Below are 21076 nucleotides of genomic sequence, written 5' to 3'. Positions count from 1 at the left end.
GTGAGCGAAAAGTGGCGGACCGGCGGCGCTTGTCGATGAACGCCGAGGGTGCGCAGCAGTGCGAATGTAATCCGCGAGCGCGGCTTTAATGCAGGGTGCGGTGCCGGCGGCCTATTTCATCGAACAGCGCGCGGCTTGGTTCCAGGGCAAGCAACCAGGATTCGTCGTAGCCGCTGAGATTGTCGAGCGCCTCGCGTAGCCGTTCGATCGCCAGAGCTGGAATCTCGACGCTGGCTTCGACGCCACTCGCCAATCCCGCGATGCTGGCCAACTGGACCAGCGCGTCGGCGGCTTCGGCAACGTCTGCCGCGAAAACCAGGTGCGTGTTCAGCAATTCAACCAGACCGGGCGACGCCGCTACATCATCGACGTTGAGTTGCACGGCCAGAAACGTGGCTTTGTTCATCCCCAACTCCTCGCAGGATCCAGGCGTTTTGCGTACGGTGCGTTCCGGCAGCATGACTGAGTATAGGCGAGGGTTGAAAGGATTCAATAGTCACACGAATCTGCTCGAGCGATCTCGTGCCGGCGGTCGTGGTTGCCGCAACACCTATAATGGGGCCAGTCGAAACGCGTGATCCTACCGGGCCGGGTGGCTCGGTATGCGGTACGGATAACGCGGCGGCAGCGTCTGCTTCTCAACCTGTTATTCACCATGAAGATCATTCGCAGCAAGAGTTTCACCGCGACGCGTCCGTGGGGCGCGCTCGATATCGCCAACATGCGCGGCATCACGACACGCCTGCATTGGACCGATCAGCCGTACAAGTGGCATGTCAACGACGGCGAGGAAGTGTTCGCCGTGCTCGACGGCCGCGTGGAGATGCGATATCGCGAAGACGGCGTGGAACAGTCGGCTATTCTGGAAACGGGCGATGTGTTCTACGCGTCGGTGGGCACCGAGCATGTCGCGCATCCGATCGGTGTGGCGCGCATTCTGGTGATCGAGGCTGAGGGCAGTGTCTGACGATTCTCCGTCCGATGCCGTGTCGAACCATTGTCGTTGCACACGGCGGCATAATGGATAGGCGCCGCAGCGAGCGCGCCGAGCGGCACGGCAAATGCTTCGGGCTGGTTGAATCAGATTGAATCAAATGTCGAGGAAAATCACATGACAAGACAATGGCAATTCACGACGAGCCGGTTGCTGATCGCAGCGACATTCGGCGTGATGATCAGCGGCTGTACGTCGATGCCGTGGGACAGCACGCCGTTCTACAGCAGCGCGCCGTCGCACCCGACTACCCTTGGCACGGTCCCTGTGCCGGCCGGCTACTATCGCGCCAATCCGGGTGACACGCTGGCGGGCATCGCGTCGGCGTACGGCCGTAGGCCGCAGGAGATTGCGGGATGGAACGGCCTTGCGTCGAATTCGGCGGTCAATCCGGGGCAGGTGCTGCGGGTGGCGCCGCCGATGGCGTCCGGTAGTGTGGTGACACCCCCGGTCAGTGTTGCCGGTCAGAATGGTTCGGCCACGACGCCTGGCGCGCCCGGTGCCGCTGGTGTTCCGCAACAAGGCGTGCTGCTGTGGCCGTTGCGTGGTCCCGTGCTGAAAACTTTTGCGCCAGGCAAGTCGAACGGCATCGTGATTGGCGGCCACCCGGGCGATCCGGTCAAGGCCGCCGCGACCGGCCGCGTGGTTTACGCGGGCACCGGTATCGAGGCGTACGGTCCGCTCATCATCATCAAGCACGACGACTCGCTGATTACCGCCTACGGGCAGAACAGTACGCTGCTGGTCAAGGAAGGCGACGCCGTCGCGCAAGGGCAAACGATCGGCGAAGTCGGTGTGGATAGCCGGGGCGTGGCGTCGATCCAGTTCGAAGTTCGCCAGAACGGCCAGCCGGTCGATCCGCTTGCGTGGCTGCCGAAGTCAGGTGGGTAAACCGGGCCGCATGAATTCCATACGTAGCGTAGACAAACAGAGACACACAAGGCTTTCATCATGATCGATTTGCGCAGCGACACCGTAACCCGTCCGACCCCGGCCATGCTCGCGGCGATGTCGGCCGCCGAAGTAGGCGACGACGTCTGGGGCGACGACCCAACCGTGCTGCGTCTGCAGGCAACGGTCGCGGAACGTGCCGGCAAGGAAGCGGGTCTGTTCTTCCCGAGCGGCACGCAAAGCAATCTGGCAGCGTTGATGGCGCATTGCGCGCGCGGCGACGAATACATCGTCGGCCAGTTGGCGCACACCTATAAGTACGAAGGTGGCGGTGCGGCGGTACTCGGCAGCATCCAGCCGCAGCCGCTCGAGAATGCCGCCGACGGTTCGATCCCGCTCGAGAAGATCGCCTCCGCGATCAAGCCGATCGACAACCACTTCGCGCGCACGCGGCTGCTGGCGCTGGAAAACACCATCGGCGGCAAGGTGCTGCCGGCGGGTTACGTCGACGAGGCGGTGCAGTTGGCGCGTCAGCGCGGCTTGTCGGTTCACCTTGACGGCGCGCGGGTCTACAACGCGGCGGTTGCATCGGGCAAGCCGGTCGCGGCGCTGTGCGGACCGTTCGACTCGGTCTCGATCTGTTTTTCGAAGGGTTTGGGCGCGCCGGTCGGCTCGGTCCTGGTCGGTAGCCAGGCGCTGATCGAGGTGGCGCATCGCTGGCGCAAGGTGCTGGGCGGCGGCATGCGCCAGGCCGGCGTGCTGGCGGCGGCTTGCCTGTACGCGCTGGATCATAACGTCGAGCGTCTCGCCGACGATCACGCGAACGCCGCGCATCTGGCCGCCGGTCTGGAATCGATCGATCAGGTCAAGGTGCAGTCAATCGCGACCAACATGGTGTTCGCGCAGTTTCCGCAGCAGGATTGCGTGCCGCTCGAAGCGTGGCTCAAGGAGCGCGGCATCCTTACGCAGATGCTGTACGCGTCGCGATTCGTCACGCATAAAGATGTGTCGCGTGCGGATATCGATACGTTTATCGCAGCAGTGAAGGGGTATTTCGCTGCGCGTTGATCGATCGGGACAGCAGTGCGCCTGCTTTGTTTATTCCGCCGACGCTTTCGCGTGCACGCCCGCGCGATGCGACGGCGCGAACAGCCGCAGTCCGCTCGCGAGGCTCGCCGCGCCGGCGAAGAAAGCGCCGGCGCTGAGCGCGAGTGTTGGGCCATGCCGGCCGGCGATACCGAAGCTCAGCGCGACGAGCGCAGCGCCGGTGGTCTGTCCGAGCAGCCGCGCAGTCGCGACGATGCCGCTGGCGCCGCCACTGCGCTCGGGCGGCGCGCTCGCCATCAATGCCTTCAGGTTGGGCGACTGGAAGAAGCCAAAGCCCGCGCCGCAAATCGCCATGCGGATGCCGATGTCGAGCACATCCGGATGCGCCGGCAGCAACGCCAGCGACGCCATGCCCGCCGACATCACCGCAAGGCCGATCGCGCCGAGCAGGCCCGGCGGATAGCGGTCGGACAGACTGCCCGCCAGCGGCGCGGCCAACGCGACCACCACCGGCCACGGCGTCATCAGAAAGCCGGTCTCGACCTGGCTGCGATGCAGCACATCTTCGAAGTAGAACGGTAGCGACACGAACGCCAGCCCTTGCGCGGCGAACGAGCACACCGCGGTTACCGCCGACAACGCAAACACCGGCCGCTTGAACAGATCGACGGGCAGCATCGGCGCGGGATGACCGGCTTCACGGCGAATCAGCAATACGCCGAACACAACGGCGATCGCGGCGGCGCTCAGCACCAGTTGCGTCGAGGCGCGCTGGGCCGCCTCGCCGAGCGCGAAGATCAGTGCGGCGAACGTGATTACGTTGAGGAGCGCCGCAATCGGGTCGAAGTTGTGTTTGCCGCGCTCGGTGTACGGCAGCGCGGGCCACGCGAAGCCTAGCGCCAGCAGACCAAGCGGCACGTTGACCGCGAACAGCCACGGCCATGCGGCAACGGACAGAATCAGCGATGCCACCGTCGGCCCGACGGCGAACGACACGCCGACGATCAGCGCATTAGTGCCGAGGCCCCGTCCGAGCCGATGCGGCGGATACAGATAGCGGATCAGCGCCGTATTGACGCTCATGATCGCGCTCGCGCCGAGGCCTTGCAGCACGCGTGCGGCGGCCAGCATCGGCAGCGTCGAAGCGAGTGAGCACGCCAGCGACGCCAGCGTGAAGAGCGCAATGCCGCCAATATAAATCCTGCGATGCCCGACGATGTCGCCGAGCGCGGCAAGTGGCAGCAGTGTTGCGACCATCGCAAGCTGATACGCGTTGATGATCCACACCGACGCGGCAGGCGCCGCGTGCAGATCCGCGGCGATGGCGGGCAGGGCGGTATTAGCGATCGCGGTATCGAGCGTGGCGAGCGCGACCGCGAGCATGATCGCGGCCATCGCGCGGCGGTTGGCGGCGGACATCGGGCCGTCCACTGGGAAGGTCTGGTCGAGCGTGGCACCACGGGTGGCGCTGGGTTTGTCGGACAAGGCGTGGCTCGTCGGGTTATGCATGCCGAAGCGCCGGATATGTCGGAGGGACAGCACGGCGCGCCAGCGGCAGGGTTGCGTGGGGTGAAGCGCGCGCGGCCTGAGTCCGGCAGTCAGGGCGGCTCGCGCGGGGATTGGAGCAATTGTTACAGAGTCGTGGAAATCGTGCTGGGAGGTCGGCGGGGCGGGGCGCTTTATCGGGCGCTCACAACGCAACTAACGGTCAAGCCCGTGCTGCGTCTTCGAATCCGTACCGTGCCGGGTTGTCATAAGCCACTTCGGCATAACAGTTCGGCAGACGAGACCCGTCGATTTGACCACGCATCGAACCGGTCAGCGCATTTCATCGGCAAGTCACACGTCGAAAAAATAATCGTGCTGTCTCTCTTATGAAAGCGCCTTTCGTCGCGCGCCATCGTTTGCCTGTTTTGTGGGCCGATGCACGTGCGCAGTGCCGCGCACAGGCCGCCTGCACCGCGTACGTGCGCAAAACCCGTGAAGTACGGCGTCTCGACGGGCATGGCATGTGCGTGAGCCCCGCTCGTGCTCGCCGGTGTCCGTGGGCCGTAAAATGTCGTACTCTGTTCGTTAACCCGCCTGACCGACACGCGCCTCCCGTCCGTCATTTATGCGGTTCGCGTATGTCGCGTCGTTTTTTCCCGGAGGCTTCGATGACAGCCGTCGATCTGGAATTCGACCAGCTCAACAGTACCGTCGATGCGCTACGGCGCTCAATTTCCAATCGCATGATGTACGGCGTCGGCAAGGACGCCGTCACCGCTCACCCGCATGACTGGCTGCACGCCGCGGCGCTCGCCGTGCGCGACCGGCTGGTCGCGCGCTGGATGAAGACCACGCGCCTGCAGTACGAACAGGACGTCAAACGCGTCTACTACCTGTCGATGGAATTCCTGATCGGCCGCACGTTTACGAACGCATTGCTCGCGCTCGGCATCCACGATCAGATGAAGGAAGCGCTCGCGAGTCTCGGCGTCGATATGGACATGCTGGTCAATATCGAGCCGGACGCGGCGCTCGGCAACGGTGGTCTCGGGCGGCTCGCCGCCTGTTTTCTCGATTCGATGGCGACGCTCGGCATTCCGGGCTTCGGCTACGGTATTCGTTACGAATACGGCATGTTCCGCCAGGAGATCGTCGACGGCGAGCAGGTCGAAGCGCCGGACTACTGGCTGCGCGCGGGCAATCCGTGGGAGTTTCCGCGGCCCGAGATCAAGTACATGGTGCATTTCGGCGGGCGTACCGTGCAGCGTGGCGAGCATGTCGAGTGGATCGACACCGAGCATGTGAACGCCATGGCCTACGACACGGTGATTCCGGGTTACGCGACCAGTGCGACGAACACGCTGCGCCTGTGGTCCGCGCGCGCGAGCGAAGAACTCGACCTGGGCGCGTTCAACCGCGGCGACTACCGCAACGCGGTCGACACCAAGAACATGTCTGAGAACGTGTCGCGGCTGCTCTATCCGGATGATTCGACGCCGGCCGGCCGCGAATTGCGGCTGCGTCAGGAGTACTTCTTTGTTTCAGCGACGATGCAGGATCTGATTCGCCGCTATCAGCGCACGCACAGCACGTTCGGGCGTTTCTCCGAAAAAGTAGCGGTGCATCTGAACGATACGCACCCCGTGCTGGCGATTCCGGAGCTGATGCGTTTGCTGGTGGATGTTCATCATCAGCCGTGGGACAAGGCATGGCAGCACGTCACGAAGATCTTCTCGTACACGAACCATACCTTGATGCCCGAAGCGCTCGAAACGTGGGATGTCGAGATGCTCGCGCGCCTTTTGCCGCGGCATCTGGAGATCATCTTCGAGATCAATGCGGGTTTTCTCAAGCATGTCAGCGAACAATCCGGACATGACGGCGAGATGATCCGCCGCATTTCGCTGGTCGACGAATATGGCCAGCGGCGTGTGAGGATGGCGTATCTGGCGATCGTCGCAAGTCACAAGGTGAATGGGGTATCGAAGCTGCATTCGCAACTGATGACGCGCGATATCTTCGCCGACTTCGCGCGGATTTATCCCGACCGTTTCACCAACGTGACCAACGGCATCACGCCGCGGCGCTGGCTGGCGCAGGCGAGTCCGTCGCTGTCGTCGCTGATCGATCAGCAGATCGGCAAGCATTGGCGCAGCGATCTGTTCGAGCTGGAACAACTGCGCAATCTGCGCAACGACAGCGCCTTCATCGACGCTTTCCGTGAAGCGAAGCGGCAGAACAAACTGCGCCTCGTGCAGCGGCTCGCGCATCACACCAAACTGCACTTCGATCCCGATGCGTTGTTCGACCTGCAGGTCAAGCGGATTCACGAATACAAGCGGCAGTTGCTGAACGTGCTGCATGTGATCGTGCGCTACAACCAGATTCGCGCGAATCCGGAGCGCGATTGGGTGCCGCGCGTGGTGATGTTCGCCGGCAAGGCTGCGTCCGCGTATCGCATGGCGAAGACGATCATCAAACTGATCGGCGACGTCAGCGAGAAGGTCAATCACGATCCATTGATCGGCGATCGGCTCAAGGTGGTGTTCGTACCGAACTACGGCGTAAGCGTGGCCGAGTTGATCATTCCCGCAGCCGATCTGTCCGAGCAGATTTCAATGGCCGGCACCGAGGCGTCAGGCACCGGCAACATGAAGCTCGCGTTGAACGGTGCGTTGACGATCGGCACGATGGACGGCGCCAACATCGAGATCTGCGACGCAGTAGGGCGCGAGAATATCTTCATTTTCGGCCACACCGCTGACGAAGTGGACAGCGTGCGCGCTACCGGCTACCGGCCGCGGCAAGTCTACGAGGAGAATCCGGATTTGCGCATGGCCCTCGACCAGATTCGCTCAGGCTACTTCTCGCAGGACGATCCGCGACGCTTCTCGGATATTTTCCACACGCTGGTGGATTGGGGTGATCACTACATGGTGCTCGCCGATTTTGCCGCGTTTTCGAAAGCGCAAGACGAAGTGGATGCGCGTTTCGTCGATAAGCGCGGATGGGCCGAGAGTGCGATCGAAAATGTCGCGGGCATGGGGCAGTTTTCGTCGGACCGCACGATAGGCGAATATGCGCGCAATATCTGGCACGTGAATCCACTCAGTATGGAGTGACGCGGGCGGGTTTGTGTTTGTGTTTTTTAAGGCGCTCACTCAAATGAAAAAAGGCCGTGCGAAAAATTCCGCACGGCCTTTTTTATCGATCTTATCGATCGATGAATATCACGGAGCGAATCGTTCGCTCTCGTTCGCTGCATGCAAACCGAACTGTGCACGCTGGAAATCGAATAGCACGTCGATGTTCTGCATGGCCATCAACCCGACCACGATGCGGTTAGCGTCCGGCTTCGCCTTGACGATCGTGACTTGCGCCTTCTCGTAACGGTGCACCCATGGACCGGTGCCGATTGCCGTTTCATAGTTGCCCTGCTCGAGCACATTACCGACGTCGCCGTCACCGGTCCAGTTGGGCGCTGTGTCCGTTTCGATGCGGATCATGCCGGTGCTGCCGGTTGCGAACACTAGCGGCGCGCAGAAGGTCATCTTGTTACCCACATTCACGCAGCCCCGCGGCCATTGTGCGTTGCCGTCTTTCGACACTGTCATCGGCACCATCGTGTAGTCCTTCGTAATGGCGCTCGAAGGGCTCAACACCATGTACGGCTTTGCGAAGTTCGAGTGCACCAGATAACGTTGACCGATGTTGCCGGGCAGCGCGCGCAGCGGTTGCGTGTAGCTGTTGTCGTCCGGCTGGGCGGCGCCGACGCCGACGATGCCGGAAAACGCCCAGCCGAATTCACCGGTGTAGCCGTCCATCCCGACACAGTGCCGCGCGTTCGGCAGGCAGCGCACGACGTCCACCGCTTGCGCGGCGATCGGCGTTGGCGTGGTGCCGGCGAGGCTGAACGGCACCTTGACGCCCGAGCCGAGAATCTCCACGCCGTTCGCGAATGACAGCGACGTCACGCTGCCGGAGCTTGAATAGTTCGAACCCGGCAGCACCGACTTCAACACCCGCGCGCCTTGCGTCCCCGTGTCGAGCGCCATGTACACCGACTTGCCGTCAAGCTGGACCGGCAGGCCGAGGCGTGCATGATCTTCGTCGGCCCGTTCCACGTGCAGCTGAATCAGCAGGCCGTCGTTGCCGCCGTTGATCAGCGCGGCACTTGCTGCTGGCGGCGTGGGCGTAGGGAAGGTGGTGGAGCAGCCGGTCAACGCGGCGAGCGCGCCGGTTGCGACCAGGGCCGCTACCGCTGAACGAAAAAGATGATGACCAACATGCCGGCGCGCGGCATCGAGAGACGACAGGAACATAGGATCACGCTTTGCAAAAAGGCGGATCCCTGGCGAAGGCGATGCATCGTGAGCTGCGAGTTGGACAGCCTGGACAGCACTGGCGGCAATCTCATTGGATTGCCGCGGCGTGGACGGGGAAACCGGGACGCTTGCGGGGGCCTGCGGGAGGGAACACGCGATAACAGGAGCGGCGACTCTACATGGCCACCCGCGGGCATTTGCAAAAATGTGTAAAGGTTTGGGGTGCGGCTAGCCAGTTGCCCGTGCAAGCATTGATCTATGTCAATAGTCACGCGGACGGCGAATCACGGTGGCTTGCGCGCGACCGAGCGTGGCGCGGTCGAGGGCGGTTGTCAGCAGACCGATCACGTCCTCGAGCGAGCGCGAGGTCACTTCGACGCGAAAGGTCACGCGCTCGAGTTTTTTGTCGATGGTAACGACGTAGAGACGCAGATCGCCGCCGAGAGCGGTATGCAGCGCGCGCCGTCCATGTGCCGGCGAAGTGCCGGGCACGGTGACGTCGATGATGACAAGCGGAACGACGATATGCGTGCGGCGGGGAATGCGTGATTCGCGCGGTGCGCGCTGGACGGAGACTTCAGACGTTGCTACGGACGTGAGCATCATGATTGCGCCGACCCGGCATGGCGGCGCGCGTTGTTGACACCCAACCACTCTAGCGGCGCGCGTCTCAACGACGCGCAAAAGCTGCCGCGTCGCGAATCAATTTTGTGTTAACGCGCAATGCCCGGCGTTTTACGGATGGCGAACACTCAAGCCTTCGGCGCCGGAGCGGCTGCCTTCGCCTCGTGCACGGCCGCGGCAACGCGCTCGACGAACTCGCGGTCGGTGCTCATGAGCGCCTCACGCAGACCATTCGCGGTCTGCACCATCAGACGATGCGTGACGTCCTGTGTCGCCCACGTAAGCCAGCCGACCACCACCAGCATCGTGCCGCACACCATGCCGAGTGGGGAGCCGAATATCCCGCCGACAATAGCGCCGACGAGTCCAAGTAGCGAGATTGCGCGCGGCAGGACCTTATTCTTCTGCACGGTGACGACCTGCACGTCCACGATGTCGCGCAGCGGAAAGACCTGACCGGCCGACGAGAGTGCGTTGCGCGTGACCGACACGCCGCGATCGTTGAAAGGGGTTTCCATCGAGTCCAATGCAAGCGGTAGCAAAGGGCGCAGCGTACCAGATGCGGCGCCCCCGCCGGAAGTGGCCGGCCGCCGCAAGACATCTTTACATCAGCGCAGGCACCTGAAAAACCGATCGCCTAAAAGAAAAACGCCCCGCAGGGCGTTTTCCGTCACCTCGGGACGGCAAGGAACTGACGCTCCTCGCCGGCAAAGGCAAGACTCGCTTAGAACTTGTGACGGATACCGACGCGGAATGCCAGTTGGTTGTCCGCGCCCGTGCCCGACGTGCTGAAGTAGCTCGTGCTCGAACCGATCTGCGCTTGCAGATCCTGCGTGCCGTTGCGACCCGCTGCGATCTGGTAGATACCCAGTGCATACACGTCCGTACGCTTGCTCAGCGCGTAGTCGAGGCTCAGATCGGCCTGGTTCCAGTGGCCGCGATTCGCATTGCTCAGGTGCATGTACGTGTAGCCTGCGCCTGCCGTCAGTGCCGGCGTGAACGCGTACTTTGCGCCCGCTTCGTATGCAGCGAACGTGGTCGAACCGCCCGTGATCGGCTCGAAGCGCGTGTTCGTGTACAACGCCCACAGCGTCGCTGCGCCGATCGAGTAACGGCCGCCGACACCGAACGTGCGCAGATCGCGGACGTTGCCCGTCGAAACGTTGGCGATGCTGGTCGAGAACGCCGGGGTCGCCTGGCTCGGGTAACGGATGTCCGTGTACGCTGCGCCGACGCCGAACGGGCCGTTCGCGTAGTTCACGCCGAAGCTGTACGCACGCGAAGAACCCGCCACCGGTGCTGCGGTCGTGCCGCTAGCCGGCGAGCCGGCAAATGCGCCAGCCTGGTTCGAGAAACCGTACATCGCGCCGAACGTCAGACCCGCGAAATTCGCGCTGCTGAACTTGACCGCGTTGTTGATGCGGCTCGACGTCAACTGGTCGACGTCATTGATGTGGTAAGCGTAGTTACCCGCGACGGTTTGGCCACCCGTCGAGTAGTTGCCGCCCAGATAATCCGTCGAAAACGAATACTGACGACCGAACGTCAGCGAACCGACGCCGTTCTGCGACAGACCGACATACGCTTGACGGCCGAACATTGCGCCACCCTGGCCGAGCGTGCCGTTGCCGCTGTTAAAACCGTTTTCCAACACGAATAGCGCCTTCAGGCCGCCACCGAGGTCTTCGGTACCGCGCAGGCCCCAACGGCTGCCTTGAGCAACGCCGTCGTCGTACTTGAAGAGGTTGCCGTGGCCGGTGGCGGTCTTCGAGTTGTTCACATAGCTGATACCGGCATCAATCAAGCCATACAGCGTGACGCTGCTTTGCGCGTGGGCGGCACTGGCGAAGACGGCGAGAGTAGCGGCGGTCAATACTTTCTTGTTCAAGACTTTCTCCGATTAAAAATTAAGCGATCGCGACGCCGTGCTCTTTGGTAAGGTCGTGCGATGGCCCGAAATTTAAGGGAACGCAGAGTAAGGTATGTGACAGCTTTGCTTATTTTTGAAATCTGTCGCGCCGGCGCGACACTCACATAGCTTCGCTAGTTGAAATCAAGCAAGGCACGCGGCTCATAAGCTTCTTCTGGATCGTGCATATAAGCGTGTGAAAAACGATTGGTTTTCGGGTGTATCGGCAGCATGCGACGATCCGCGCCTATCAATCAAAACCGTTCGAGGGGCACGCATGCAACGCCGCAAAATCATTCAGAATCTGCTCGCTATCGCCGCCGTTTCGCTCACGGCAACGTTTGCGCATGCTGACGACAAACAACTCAAGATCGGCACGATGAGCGGCCCGGATGCGCAGATCTGGTCGGTTGTGACCAAGGTCGCGGCGCGCGAGGGGCTGAATGTGAAGGTCATCGAATTCAACGACTACGTGCAGCCGAACGCGGCGCTCGACTCTGGCGACCTCGACGCCAACGGTTTCCAGCATCAGCCGTTTCTCGATAGCCAGATCAAGCAACGCGGCTACAAGATCGTCAACGTCGGCCTGACCTACGTTTCGCCAATGGGCTTCTATTCGAAGAAGCTCAAGTCGCTGAAGGACTTGCCGGAAGGCGCGAAGGTCGGTATCCAGAACGATCCGTCGAATGGCAACCGGGCGCTGCTGCTGTTGCAGAAATATGGCGTGATCAAGCTGAAGCCGGGCGTCGGCACGAACGGTGTCAATGCAACGCCGCTCGACGTTGCCGACAATCCGAAGAAGATCAAGCTGATCGAACTCGACGCCGCGCAATTGCCGCGGTCGCTCGGCGACCTCGACGCGGCGTCGATCAACACGGACTACGCGGTGAAGGCCGGTTTGCAGCCGACGAAAGACGCGATTGCGATCGAAGACCTCAAAGGTCCGTACGCGAATCTGATCGCCGTACGTGCGCAGGATCGCGACAAGCCGTGGGTCAAGAAGCTTGTCGCGGCTTATGAGTCGGACGAAGTGCGCACGTACATCGACACGCAGTTCAAAGGCGCGATCATTCCGGCTTTCTGAGCGGCTTATAAGCCTTAATTGCTCAACAACGATCCGCTTCGGAACGCCTTCGCGCCGGCAATGCGCGCGAATTCCAGCCCGGCCGTTGCAAAGCGCGTCAAATGCCGCGCGTACAGCACGCCGGCCACGCTGCTTTTCAGCGTCACGACGCGATCGGTCAACGGATCGACGATATCGGCGATCTCATGGCCGACATCGACCCAGGTACCGACTTCGCAGCGGTAAACCAGCACGCCGCTCATCGGCGCGACGATCGGCTCGGCGCCGGCCAAAGGCGTCGCGGCGAATTCGAGCGCCGGCAGCGGCGCCGGCGTACCGTCGATTACGCCACGTGAGGTCAGGTACTCGATGATCGCCTGGGCGTCGCGATCGGCGTACTCGTACGACACTTCGCGTTGACCGCGTAATTCGATCGTGACCGAGATCGAGCCATTGGGAATCGGAAAACGGTCGCCGTAACGGCCGCGCAGATCCGACCAGCAGAAGCTGTGAATTTCGTCGAACGGATTGCCCACCGAATTCAGCGCCAGCAGTGAGGCCTTGGCGTCCAGATAGCAGGCGAGCGGCTCGACTTCCGGCCACAGGTCCGGATTCGTGTACAGGTGCATCGCGGCTTCCCAGTCGCAGTGCAGATCCAGTACGACATCGGCGTCGTACGAGAGCTTTTGCAGCGCCAGACGTTGCGATTCGAGTTCGGTTGCCGGGTTTTGCGCGTCGAGCGCTTCATGCATCGCCGCGCGGATTGCCGTGCGATTGGCGTCGATGTTGTCGGTCAGACGCGCTTCGATACCGGGCTGGATCAGCGCCGACAGTTCGTAGAAATTGCGGTTGAAGTTCTGCGCGCTGTTGGTCTCGAAGCGGCCCGTCAGATGGCCGAGAAAATGCTGATTCAGGCCGATCGGATTGGCCACCGGCACGATCACGACCTCGCCGCGCATCTTGCCGGCGGATTCCAGCGCGGCGAGCTTGCGGCGCAATGCCCACGAGACCAGCATGCCAGGCAACTCGTCGGCATGCAGCGACGACTGGATGTAAATCTTCTGCCCGCCGCCAGGACCGTAGTGAAAACTCGTCAGATTACGGGCGGTGCCGAGCGTTGGGGCAATCAGCGGATGGGTTTGGGTTTGCATGGTTTTCAAATCCGCGGGCAAGTGAAGCATGCCGCGCTATGTCGTTGATTACAGGGGAAATGGGTGCTTCATCGTCGGTCATTGGCGAGCTGGCTCGCGGCGCCTCTATCGCACGATCTTAGCCGATATGACGCGACGCGTGGTTTTATGCGGCGTCATCCGGAAGGCGCGCGGCACGCGGGCGGGCCTCGCCGGTTCCATCACAGTCCGGGCGGCGCGGCAAAGCGGTTCCGCAAACGAAACGGGCTCCGCGTGATGCGGAGCCCGTTCCCTGCAAGCCGGCAAGCGCGTCGTCAGACGCGCGTGGCTGGCTTAGCTGCCGTACACGTCGAAGTCGAAGTACTTCTTCTCGAGCTTCTTGTACGTACCGTCCTTGATGATGTCGGCGATCGCCTTGTCGACCTTCGCCTTCAGATCGGTGTCTTCCTTGCGCATGCCGATGCCCGCGCCGTTGCCGAGGATCTTCGGATCGTCCAGATTCTTGCCCACGAAGTCGAAGCCCGCACCGCGCGGGGTCTTCAGGAAGCCGATTTCAGCCTGCACGGCGTCTTGCAGCGCTGCGTCCAGACGGCCCGACAGCAAGTCGGCGTAGACCTGGTCCTGGTTCTGATATGGCACGACCTTCGTGCCCTTCGCTTCCCAGTAGGTCTTAGCGTACGTTTCCTGGATCGTGCCTTGCTCGACGCCAACCGTCTTGCCCTTGAGCGAATCGGTCGTCGGCAGGATGCCCGAACCCTTCTTCGCGACGAGGCGCGTCGGCGTGTTGAACAGCTTGGACGAGAAGGCGATCTGTTCAGCGCGTTGCGGCGTCATGGACATCGACGACAGCACGCCGTCGAACTTCTTCGCCTTCAGGGCAGGGATCATGCCGTCAAAGTCGTTTTCGACCCACACGCACTTGGCCTTCAGGCGCGCGCAGATTTCATTGCCGAGGTCGATGTCGAAGCCCGCGAGCTTGCCGTCCGAGCCCTTGGACTCAAACGGAGGATAGCTGGCGTCAACGCCGAAACGGATAGTCGACCAGTCTTTAGCGTGTGCGCCAATCGAGACGGTAGCAAGCAGAGCAACCGTCAAAGCCGCTAGCAGTTTTTTCACTGTTTTACTCCTCGGTGTAGTTCAAATACTCCCGTATGCGGTTGTGCCGCTGCGGGACGCCCGGCGCGACTCACGACCGGGCTTGGGTTGAAGCTGCCGGCCGGGGCGGCTAGCAGCGCGCGCCAAGCTTATCAGTTCAAAAAGATTGAGTAGCTAGTGAAACACCGGATGGCGAAAGGGAATAGCTTCTAAAGCCTGAATCTGATCGAGATTCGACGGCGCCTCCATGCGTATTGCATTGATTGCGTGCGCTGCGGGTTGGCCTGTAAAGACCTCGTAATGAAGTTGGCTAATGGCGGGACCGCGGGGCCGTTTGACCTTGCCCGGATACTTCGCATAATGCGTTGTTCCGCAAACCGGTATTTAAAGTAACACTATTTACTACGGCATATTTCAGACTATTAAGGCGTTCCTGTTTCAATTGCCTGACGGTAAGTTAAAGGTTTCGCAAGAATTACCGTTAAATGCAGATGAGCCCATTTGTTAAATCACGCCGGATAGTTCGTTTTTCTCTACTGAGGCGAGGCCGAAACCAAAAATGGTCTGCTTGGCGCTATTATCAACGCTCCGCACGCTCGCCATCGCAGCATGCGCGCGTATTGATATCTGTCTGAACAAAGTCATCGAGCACTACGCCCGCGGTTAAACGCCGCGCGCCTGTCCGCGCTCGTCGTAAAGGCCTTCTGCTAAGCGGTGTTGTATATGCACACGATTTCCATGGCCGACGAAATGCGCTGTTTCAACCCATCGTTACGGCGCCGGATTGCAGTTGTAGCGGCACGCGCGAGTTCACTGCGCTGCGGCGGGCTTTCCGGATTTTTGACGCTACTGATAAACGCCGCTTTCTGCTGTAGCCTTTTGTCGTCAGCACCGGTCATGGCCGCCGACCAGGTTTTGCGCGTACTGGCATGGCCCGGTTATGCGGACGCCGACGTCGTCAAGACTTTCGAAGCACGCTTTCACGCGAAGGTCGAAGTGACGTTGGTCGATTCGGACGAGGCGCTATGGGCGCGGATGCATGTCCAGGGTGCGCCGCCGTTCGATGTGCTCGCTGCCAATACGGCCGAAATCGAACGCTATACCCGCGCGAATCTGCTGGCGCCGCTCGATCTGGCCAGTTTGCCGAATACGAAAAAACAGTTGCCGCGGTTTCAGGCGCTGTCGTCGATCGAAGGGCTGACCTCGGCAGGCAATGTGTACGCCATTCCATTCACGTATTCGTCGATGGGGCTGATCTATGACCGCAAGCAGATCGCCGTTGCGCCGCGCTCGATGCGCGAATTGTGGAACCCGCGTTACCGCGGCAAGGTTCTCGACTTCAATAGTGCCCAGCATAATTTCTCGTTCACCGCGCTGGCGCTGGGATATCCCCATCCCTTCCAGCTCGACGCCGTGCAGATGCGCGTGATCGCTCACAAACTGGTCGATCTGCGCCGCAACCTGCTGACCTATTACAAGTTGCCGGAAGAAGCGACCGCGTTCTTCATCCAGCACAAAGTTGCCTTGATGTTCGGTAACTATGGCACCCAGCAGATTGAATCGTTGCGCCGCGCCGGCGCGGACGTGGGCTATGTGATTCCCGACGAAGGGGCGCTTGCGTGGCTGGACTGCTGGTCGATGACACGTGCCGCAAAGGATCGTCCGCTCGCGCTTGCGTGGATCAATTACATGCTCGAACCGGACGTCAGTGCATTGTTGACGCAACGTCAGGGGCTCGCCAATACATTGACGGCGCCGGCGGAAAACAGCGACAACGCGCACATCGTCTGGATCGGTCCGGTGGAAGATATTCAGCGGCGCGAAGATCTGTGGAAGAGGATCGTGTCCGGTGACAGGTCGGAGCGCTTCTGATGATACGTCCCGGTCTGACATTCAAGTTATCGATCCTGCTTGCGTGCATCGGCGTGCTCGCGTCCGGCGCGACCGGTTATTACGCGTATCGTGCCAACCGTACGATGCTGGTGAACGAAGCCGAGCGCAGCCTGCTGACTTCCACGGAACTGCTGGGCCAGCGCTTTTCCGTTGCGATCAACGATGTCGCTGCCGACGCGCTGGTGCTCGCGAGCCTGCCGTCTTCGGCGGGTGTCGCGCAGACCGACAGCGGTGTTGGCGCGAATCTGCCGCGCGAACGGCTCGCGCAGGTGTATGCCAGCTTCATGATTCACCACCCCGAGTACCTGCAAATCCGCCTGATTACCCGCAAGCACTACGGACTCGAATTGATCCGTTTCGACCGTGAAGGGGACGGCCTGGTGCGGGTCGCGGGAAACAGCTTGCAGGAAAAAGGCCAGTTCGCGTATGTGTTCGACACACTCGCGTTTCCGGCCGGACGTATTTACACCTCGCCGATCTCGGTGAACCACGAGTACGGTACGCATGCCGCCGAGGGCAAGCCAACGCTGCGGCTCGGCACACCCGTGGCGGATGCGAGTGGGGCCGTGGTGGGTGTCGTAATTATTGACATCGATCTTGCCGGTCTGCTCAAACGTTTGCAAAGCGATTTGCCGAGCGACTATCAGGTCTATCTCGCCAACGAATGGGGCGATTTCCTGGTCCATCCGGATGCCTCGAAAACGTTCGGCTTCGACAGGGGGCGTCGCGTTCTGATGCAGGACAGCTTTTCCGTCACCAAGCCGCTCTTCGATCAGTCAACAAGTGAAGTTCTGCTGAACGGTCTTGTGCGGCCGAGGCAGGCGGCCGGTCAGGTGCTCGCTTTCGTGCGCAGGCCGTTCGGCGCGTCTGAGGGCAACCGCTTTGTCGTGCTCGGCCTCGCCAAGCCGCTTGAGGATGTATTGTCCGGCGCCACCCAGCTCGGTAACAGAATCATTCGCATGGTATTGATCTTCAGCGTGCTGGCGCTGTGCCTCGCGATTCTGTTTGCCCGCGCGCTGACCAAGCCTTTGCACATCCTCGCGTACGCCGCGACGCATCTGTTCGCCGAGCACGCGATGGAAACGATGCCGCTCAAACGTACCGACGAGATCGGCGTACTGGCGCGCTGCTTCGATCGTTTGCGCCGCGAAATCAGGTCGCAAATGGATGTGCTGCATAACAAGCAACGCGAGCTGGTGCATCTCGCCACGCACGACGGGCTGACCGGCCTGCCGAACCGTATGTTGTTCATGCAGAAGCTCGCGACAGCGATCGAGGAAGCGAAGCGGCGTGAGGAAGGGCTCGCCGTGCTGTTCGTCGATCTCGACCGTTTCAAGCAGATCAACGACCAGTTCGGCCATTCGATTGGTGACAAGGTGCTTACAGCGGTGGCACAGCGGCTGAAACAGGTGCTCTGCACGGCAGATGTCGCCGCGCGCCTCGGCGGTGACGAGTTCATCGTGTTGATCGAGGGGCCGCGTTCCCTGGAGGCAACACCGGGCATTGCCTCGCGGATCATGGGCGCGTTGAACGAAGAACTGCTGATCGACGGACAAAGTATGACGGTGGGCGCGAGCATCGGCATCAGCCAGTTTCCGGACGACAGCGCCACGGTGGAGGAGCTTCTGCTCAACGCCGACGCGGCGATGTATGCGGCTAAATCCGGGGGGCGGTGTGGGTATATGCGCTACCAGGATGTGCTCGAGGCGCGGAAGCTGCAACAGGAGCAGGAGCAGGAGCAGGAGCAGGCGAGCGAAGGCGCAACGGAAGGTCGTGAGGCGGAGCCGACTGCCTGAAGCGCTTCCTTTAAAAGAAGCGCCTATAAAGAGCAGCTATGAAAAACGCCGACGTGTCGTTTCGACGCTTCAAGCGCCGCTATGTCGGCCGCACTCGCCCGGCCGCACTCGCATCCCAAATGCGTGGATTCATTGCGACGCGGCAATGGCGCCCCGCGCTCCGTTTTTATGAAGCAACTGCAATGCATGCCGAAGCGTTTTTCTGAATTCGGGAAGGTCGGCCAGATTCGCAGGAAACACTTCGCCTTCAACTACTTCAGCGGTGCCGTGGGTCGAACCGTCGTCCACCACGATGATTTCGTCAAGCAACGGGTGGGCGCATGCCACAGCCAGCACCGCGCAGATGCGAGGCGCCTCGTTATAGGCGCAAATGACACAGGAAATTCGTGGAGGACGTCTGAGCAGGGCGCGAGCTGTCATGGAAAGAGGGCGTAGTGAGCAGGCATTGGTGCGGTGCAGCACGAAGCTTACTTTTCAGCTATAGTCGGGATACGGCTTATGTCCAGAGAGGTGCAGAATGTACGACGCCGAAATCGCCGCCACTCTCCTGAATCGTTGGGCTACACGTTCATCAACTACTGATTTCGACGCCTACTTCGATTTGTTGCGCGAAGGCAATCTTAGTTTCACCTTTCAATCCGGGCACGTGCGCGAAGCGGGCATTGAAGAGGGGAGCGCATTCACTATCGAATCCCTCGTATTCGGTGACGGCTCGCGCACCCTTCGCGTCGAAGCGCCTGACCGCACACCTCGCTGGACGCGCTGGGCCGCGGTGGAACCGCCGCTGCCCGCACCCAGCGAGGCCTGAGCACGATCGTCAGACGATCCGCACCCCGGCGCGATACGTTGCGCGCGGCACCGGCAACGTGTCGAGCATCGTGACGCGTACGAAGTCCGCGCGCAAACCCGCTTCAATCGCGCCGCGGTCATGCAAGCCCGCCGTGCGGGCCGGCTCGGCGGAGACCGTCGCCATGGCGCGCGGCAGCGTCCAGCCGGCCTTACCGACCAGTTCGAACACGGCAGTCAACAAACTGGAAGGCACGTAATCCGACGACAGGATATCGAGCAAGCCAGCCTTAGCCAGTTCGAGCGCCGACACATTGCCGGAATGCGAGCCACCGCGCACGATATTCGGCGCCCCCATGATGGTCGAAATACCGTGCTCGCGTGCCGTTTCTGCGGCGATGCGGGTGGTCGGGAATTCCGCTAGCACGATGCCTTCGGCCTTGGCCTGTTCGACATGCTCGATCAGCGTGTCGTCATGGCTCGCTACCGGAATACCGAGCCGGTTGCAGCGTGCAACGATCTCGCGGCGGTGCGCGTCGGCGTAACGTTCCTGTTCGACGGACAGTTCGGCCAGCGCGGTCGCCACGTGTTCGTCAGTCAGCTTGCCGTTGCGCTCCTGGAAGCGGCGCCATTGTTCGCGGTCGTGCCATTGACGCTGGCCGGGCGTGTGATCCATCACGGAGGCAAGCCGCAGCAACGGATGCCCGCACAACGAATCGAACACCTCCACCACGTCGGCGGTGGCGATCTCGCAGCGCAGATGCAGAAAGTGTTCGGCGCGCAGCAGCTTGCGCTCGGAGAAGCGCGTGAGGGATTCGGCGCATTGCGTTTGCAGATCGCGGCCGCGCAGCCCTACGTTCGAGCGCGAGCCGATCGCGAGAGCGTCGAATACCGTGGTGATGCCGGCCGCCGCTACTTGCGCGTCGTGGATCACGAAGGCGGCGTCGGTATTCCATTGCACGCCCGGACGCGGTGCCAGATGCTTCTCGAGGTTGTCCGTGTGCAGTTCGATCAGACCCGGCAACAGATAGTCGCCGTCCCAATCTTCCGCTTCGCGCGCCGAGGTCGTGCCACGCTCGACGTCGCGAATCACGCCGTCTTCGACGCGCAGCATGCCGGTAAATACTTCGTCTCGCGTCACGATGCGAGCGTTCCTGATCAACATCGACTTGCTCCGTAGTCTGTCTTGAGTACGACACCGCTGTGCTTCGACACAGTGTTTCAGCTCAGCAGTTCAGTTTAGTGCGGTTTCGTGTCAATTAGTGACGTAGCGGCGGCTGGAGTTCAAGGCGGCGCGTGGCGACCTTGTTGCGGGTATCTTCGTCATGAAAGATACCGACAATCGCCGCGCCACGCTCGCGTGCTTCGACAATCAGATCGGCGACCACGTCGCGGTTCTCCGCGTCGAGCGAGGCCGTGGGCTCGTCGAGCAGCAGCACCGGATGCCCCGCGATCAAACCACGGGCGATGTTCACACGCTGCTGCTCGCCGCCGGAGAAGGTGGCGGGCGCGAGCGACCACAGCCGCTCGGGTACATTCAATCTCGCCAGCAGGGCCGCAGCACGTGCACGGGCTTCGTCTTCCGCCACGCCACGAGACAGCAGCGGTTCGGCGACGAGTGTAAGCGTCGGCACGCGTGGAATCACGCGCAGAAACTGGCTGACGTAGCCGACCACGCCGCGGCGCAGGCGCAGCACGTCGTGCGGCTCGGCGCCGGTGATCGACACCGGCTGCCCGTCATCCGCCGCCGCGTCGCGAATCGCAATCGAGCCTGTGCTGGCCAGGTAGTTGCCATACAAGCAGCGCAGCAGCGTACTCTTGCCGGCGCCTGACGGCCCGACCAGCACGACACATTCGCCGCGTTCGACGTCGAGCGACACGCCCGCGAGCGCTTCGATCTGGACGCCACCCTGGCCGTGCAGCGTGAAGGTCTTGCCGATATCGACCGCGCTTAGCATCAGTGCGTGGTTCTCAACGAACGCGCGTTCAGCGGTGTGTGATTCCTTGCTTGTTTCAATGGATCGCATTGTGAGCC

19 protein-coding genes are annotated in these 21076 nt (G+C 61.6%); 8 read left to right on the top strand and 11 right to left on the bottom strand.

The genetic code is table 11. The features are described 5' to 3' along the window. Window positions 1-85: 85 nt before the first annotated feature. A complete protein-coding gene (locus VFE81_RS22800) occupies window positions 86-406 on the bottom strand; it encodes a hypothetical protein (RefSeq protein WP_325046758.1) in 321 nt (106 codons plus the stop codon). Window positions 407-655: 249 nt separating this feature from the next. Between VFE81_RS22800 and VFE81_RS22795 the strand changes: the two genes are divergently transcribed. The 3 genes from VFE81_RS22795 (at window position 656) to ltaE (ending at window position 2953) form a co-directional block, all read left to right on the top strand. Beyond that, the gene (locus tag VFE81_RS22795; RefSeq protein ID WP_325046757.1) at window positions 656-967 is read left to right on the top strand and encodes a cupin domain-containing protein; all 312 of its coding nucleotides are present in this window, start codon (window positions 656-658) and stop codon (window positions 965-967) included. A gap of 144 nt (window positions 968-1111) precedes the next feature. Next, window positions 1112-1885, top strand: coding sequence for a peptidoglycan DD-metalloendopeptidase family protein (locus tag VFE81_RS22790; protein WP_325046756.1), 774 nt, complete (start codon window positions 1112-1114; stop codon window positions 1883-1885). Between the two features lie 60 nt (window positions 1886-1945). Continuing rightward, window positions 1946-2953 (top strand): low-specificity L-threonine aldolase, encoded by a 1008-nt coding sequence (ltaE, locus tag VFE81_RS22785; protein ID WP_325046755.1) that lies wholly within the window; start codon window positions 1946-1948, stop codon window positions 2951-2953. 30 nt (window positions 2954-2983) lie between these two features. On the opposite strand, the gene VFE81_RS22780 is transcribed toward ltaE, so the two are convergent. Beyond that, window positions 2984-4351 (bottom strand): MFS transporter, encoded by a 1368-nt coding sequence (locus VFE81_RS22780; RefSeq protein WP_325046763.1) that lies wholly within the window; start codon window positions 4349-4351, stop codon window positions 2984-2986. A gap of 737 nt (window positions 4352-5088) precedes the next feature. On the opposite strand from VFE81_RS22780, the gene VFE81_RS22775 reads away from it, so the two are divergent. Further along, on the top strand, window positions 5089-7542 hold the full coding sequence (locus tag VFE81_RS22775; RefSeq protein ID WP_325046754.1) for a glycogen/starch/alpha-glucan phosphorylase: 2454 nt from the start codon (window positions 5089-5091) through the stop codon (window positions 7540-7542). A 108-nt stretch (window positions 7543-7650) separates the two neighbouring features. Here VFE81_RS22775 and VFE81_RS22770 read toward each other — a convergent pair whose 3' ends face one another. The 4 genes from VFE81_RS22770 to VFE81_RS22755 all read right to left on the bottom strand — a co-directional run bounded on the left by VFE81_RS22770 (window position 7651) and on the right by VFE81_RS22755 (window position 11257). Beyond that, window positions 7651-8742, bottom strand: a complete 1092-nt coding sequence (locus VFE81_RS22770) for a hypothetical protein (RefSeq protein WP_325046753.1) — start codon at window positions 8740-8742, stop codon at window positions 7651-7653. Between the two features lie 264 nt (window positions 8743-9006). Further along, complete coding sequence (locus tag VFE81_RS22765; RefSeq protein ID WP_325046752.1) at window positions 9007-9351, bottom strand: hypothetical protein; 345 nt, start codon at window positions 9349-9351, stop codon at window positions 9007-9009. Between the two features lie 146 nt (window positions 9352-9497). Next, a complete protein-coding gene (locus VFE81_RS22760; protein WP_325046751.1) occupies window positions 9498-9887 on the bottom strand; it encodes a DUF6232 family protein in 390 nt (129 codons plus the stop codon). 206 nt (window positions 9888-10093) lie between these two features. Further along, window positions 10094-11257, bottom strand: coding sequence for a porin (locus tag VFE81_RS22755; RefSeq protein ID WP_325046750.1), 1164 nt, complete (start codon window positions 11255-11257; stop codon window positions 10094-10096). A gap of 298 nt (window positions 11258-11555) precedes the next feature. Between VFE81_RS22755 and VFE81_RS22750 the strand changes: the two genes are divergently transcribed. Further along, window positions 11556-12362 carry a MetQ/NlpA family lipoprotein gene (locus VFE81_RS22750; protein ID WP_325046749.1) on the top strand — a complete coding sequence of 269 codons (807 nt, stop codon included), beginning with the start codon at window positions 11556-11558 and terminating at the stop codon, window positions 12360-12362. A 14-nt stretch (window positions 12363-12376) separates the two neighbouring features. On the opposite strand, the gene VFE81_RS22745 is transcribed toward VFE81_RS22750, so the two are convergent. After that, window positions 12377-13492: a succinylglutamate desuccinylase/aspartoacylase family protein gene (locus tag VFE81_RS22745; protein WP_325046748.1), complete on the bottom strand. Its 1116-nt coding sequence runs from the start codon at window positions 13490-13492 to the stop codon at window positions 12377-12379. Window positions 13493-13804: 312 nt separating this feature from the next. Next, window positions 13805-14587 (bottom strand): ABC transporter substrate-binding protein, encoded by a 783-nt coding sequence (locus tag VFE81_RS22740; RefSeq protein WP_325046747.1) that lies wholly within the window; start codon window positions 14585-14587, stop codon window positions 13805-13807. A 702-nt stretch (window positions 14588-15289) separates the two neighbouring features. Between VFE81_RS22740 and VFE81_RS22735 the strand changes: the two genes are divergently transcribed. After that, window positions 15290-16438, top strand: a complete 1149-nt coding sequence (locus tag VFE81_RS22735) for an ABC transporter substrate-binding protein (protein ID WP_325046746.1) — start codon at window positions 15290-15292, stop codon at window positions 16436-16438. Beyond that, entirely contained in the window at window positions 16438-18255 is a 1818-nt protein-coding gene (locus VFE81_RS22730; protein ID WP_325046745.1) for a GGDEF domain-containing protein, read from the top strand. The genes VFE81_RS22735 and VFE81_RS22730 overlap by 1 nt, the downstream gene beginning before the upstream one ends. A 129-nt stretch (window positions 18256-18384) precedes the next feature. Here the strand turns inward: VFE81_RS22730 and VFE81_RS22725 are convergent, their stop codons facing one another. Beyond that, on the bottom strand, window positions 18385-18675 hold the full coding sequence (locus VFE81_RS22725) for a glycosyltransferase (RefSeq protein WP_325046744.1): 291 nt from the start codon (window positions 18673-18675) through the stop codon (window positions 18385-18387). A gap of 97 nt (window positions 18676-18772) precedes the next feature. Between VFE81_RS22725 and VFE81_RS22720 the strand changes: the two genes are divergently transcribed. Continuing rightward, the gene (locus VFE81_RS22720; protein ID WP_325046743.1) at window positions 18773-19063 is read left to right on the top strand and encodes a hypothetical protein; all 291 of its coding nucleotides are present in this window, start codon (window positions 18773-18775) and stop codon (window positions 19061-19063) included. Between the two features lie 9 nt (window positions 19064-19072). Here VFE81_RS22720 and VFE81_RS22715 read toward each other — a convergent pair whose 3' ends face one another. Continuing rightward, window positions 19073-20206 carry an alpha-D-ribose 1-methylphosphonate 5-triphosphate diphosphatase gene (locus tag VFE81_RS22715; protein WP_325046742.1) on the bottom strand — a complete coding sequence of 378 codons (1134 nt, stop codon included), beginning with the start codon at window positions 20204-20206 and terminating at the stop codon, window positions 19073-19075. A 94-nt stretch (window positions 20207-20300) separates the two neighbouring features. Next, entirely contained in the window at window positions 20301-21068 is a 768-nt protein-coding gene (phnL, locus tag VFE81_RS22710; RefSeq protein WP_325046741.1) for a phosphonate C-P lyase system protein PhnL, read from the bottom strand. Between the last annotated feature and the right edge of the window lie 8 nt (window positions 21069-21076).

The sequence above is a fragment of the Paraburkholderia sp. genome (assembly GCF_035656215.1).
Lineage (GTDB): Bacteria > Pseudomonadota > Gammaproteobacteria > Burkholderiales > Burkholderiaceae > Paraburkholderia.
Note: the sequence above shows the minus strand (reverse complement) of the source record. Positions and strands in the feature narration are given on the sequence as shown.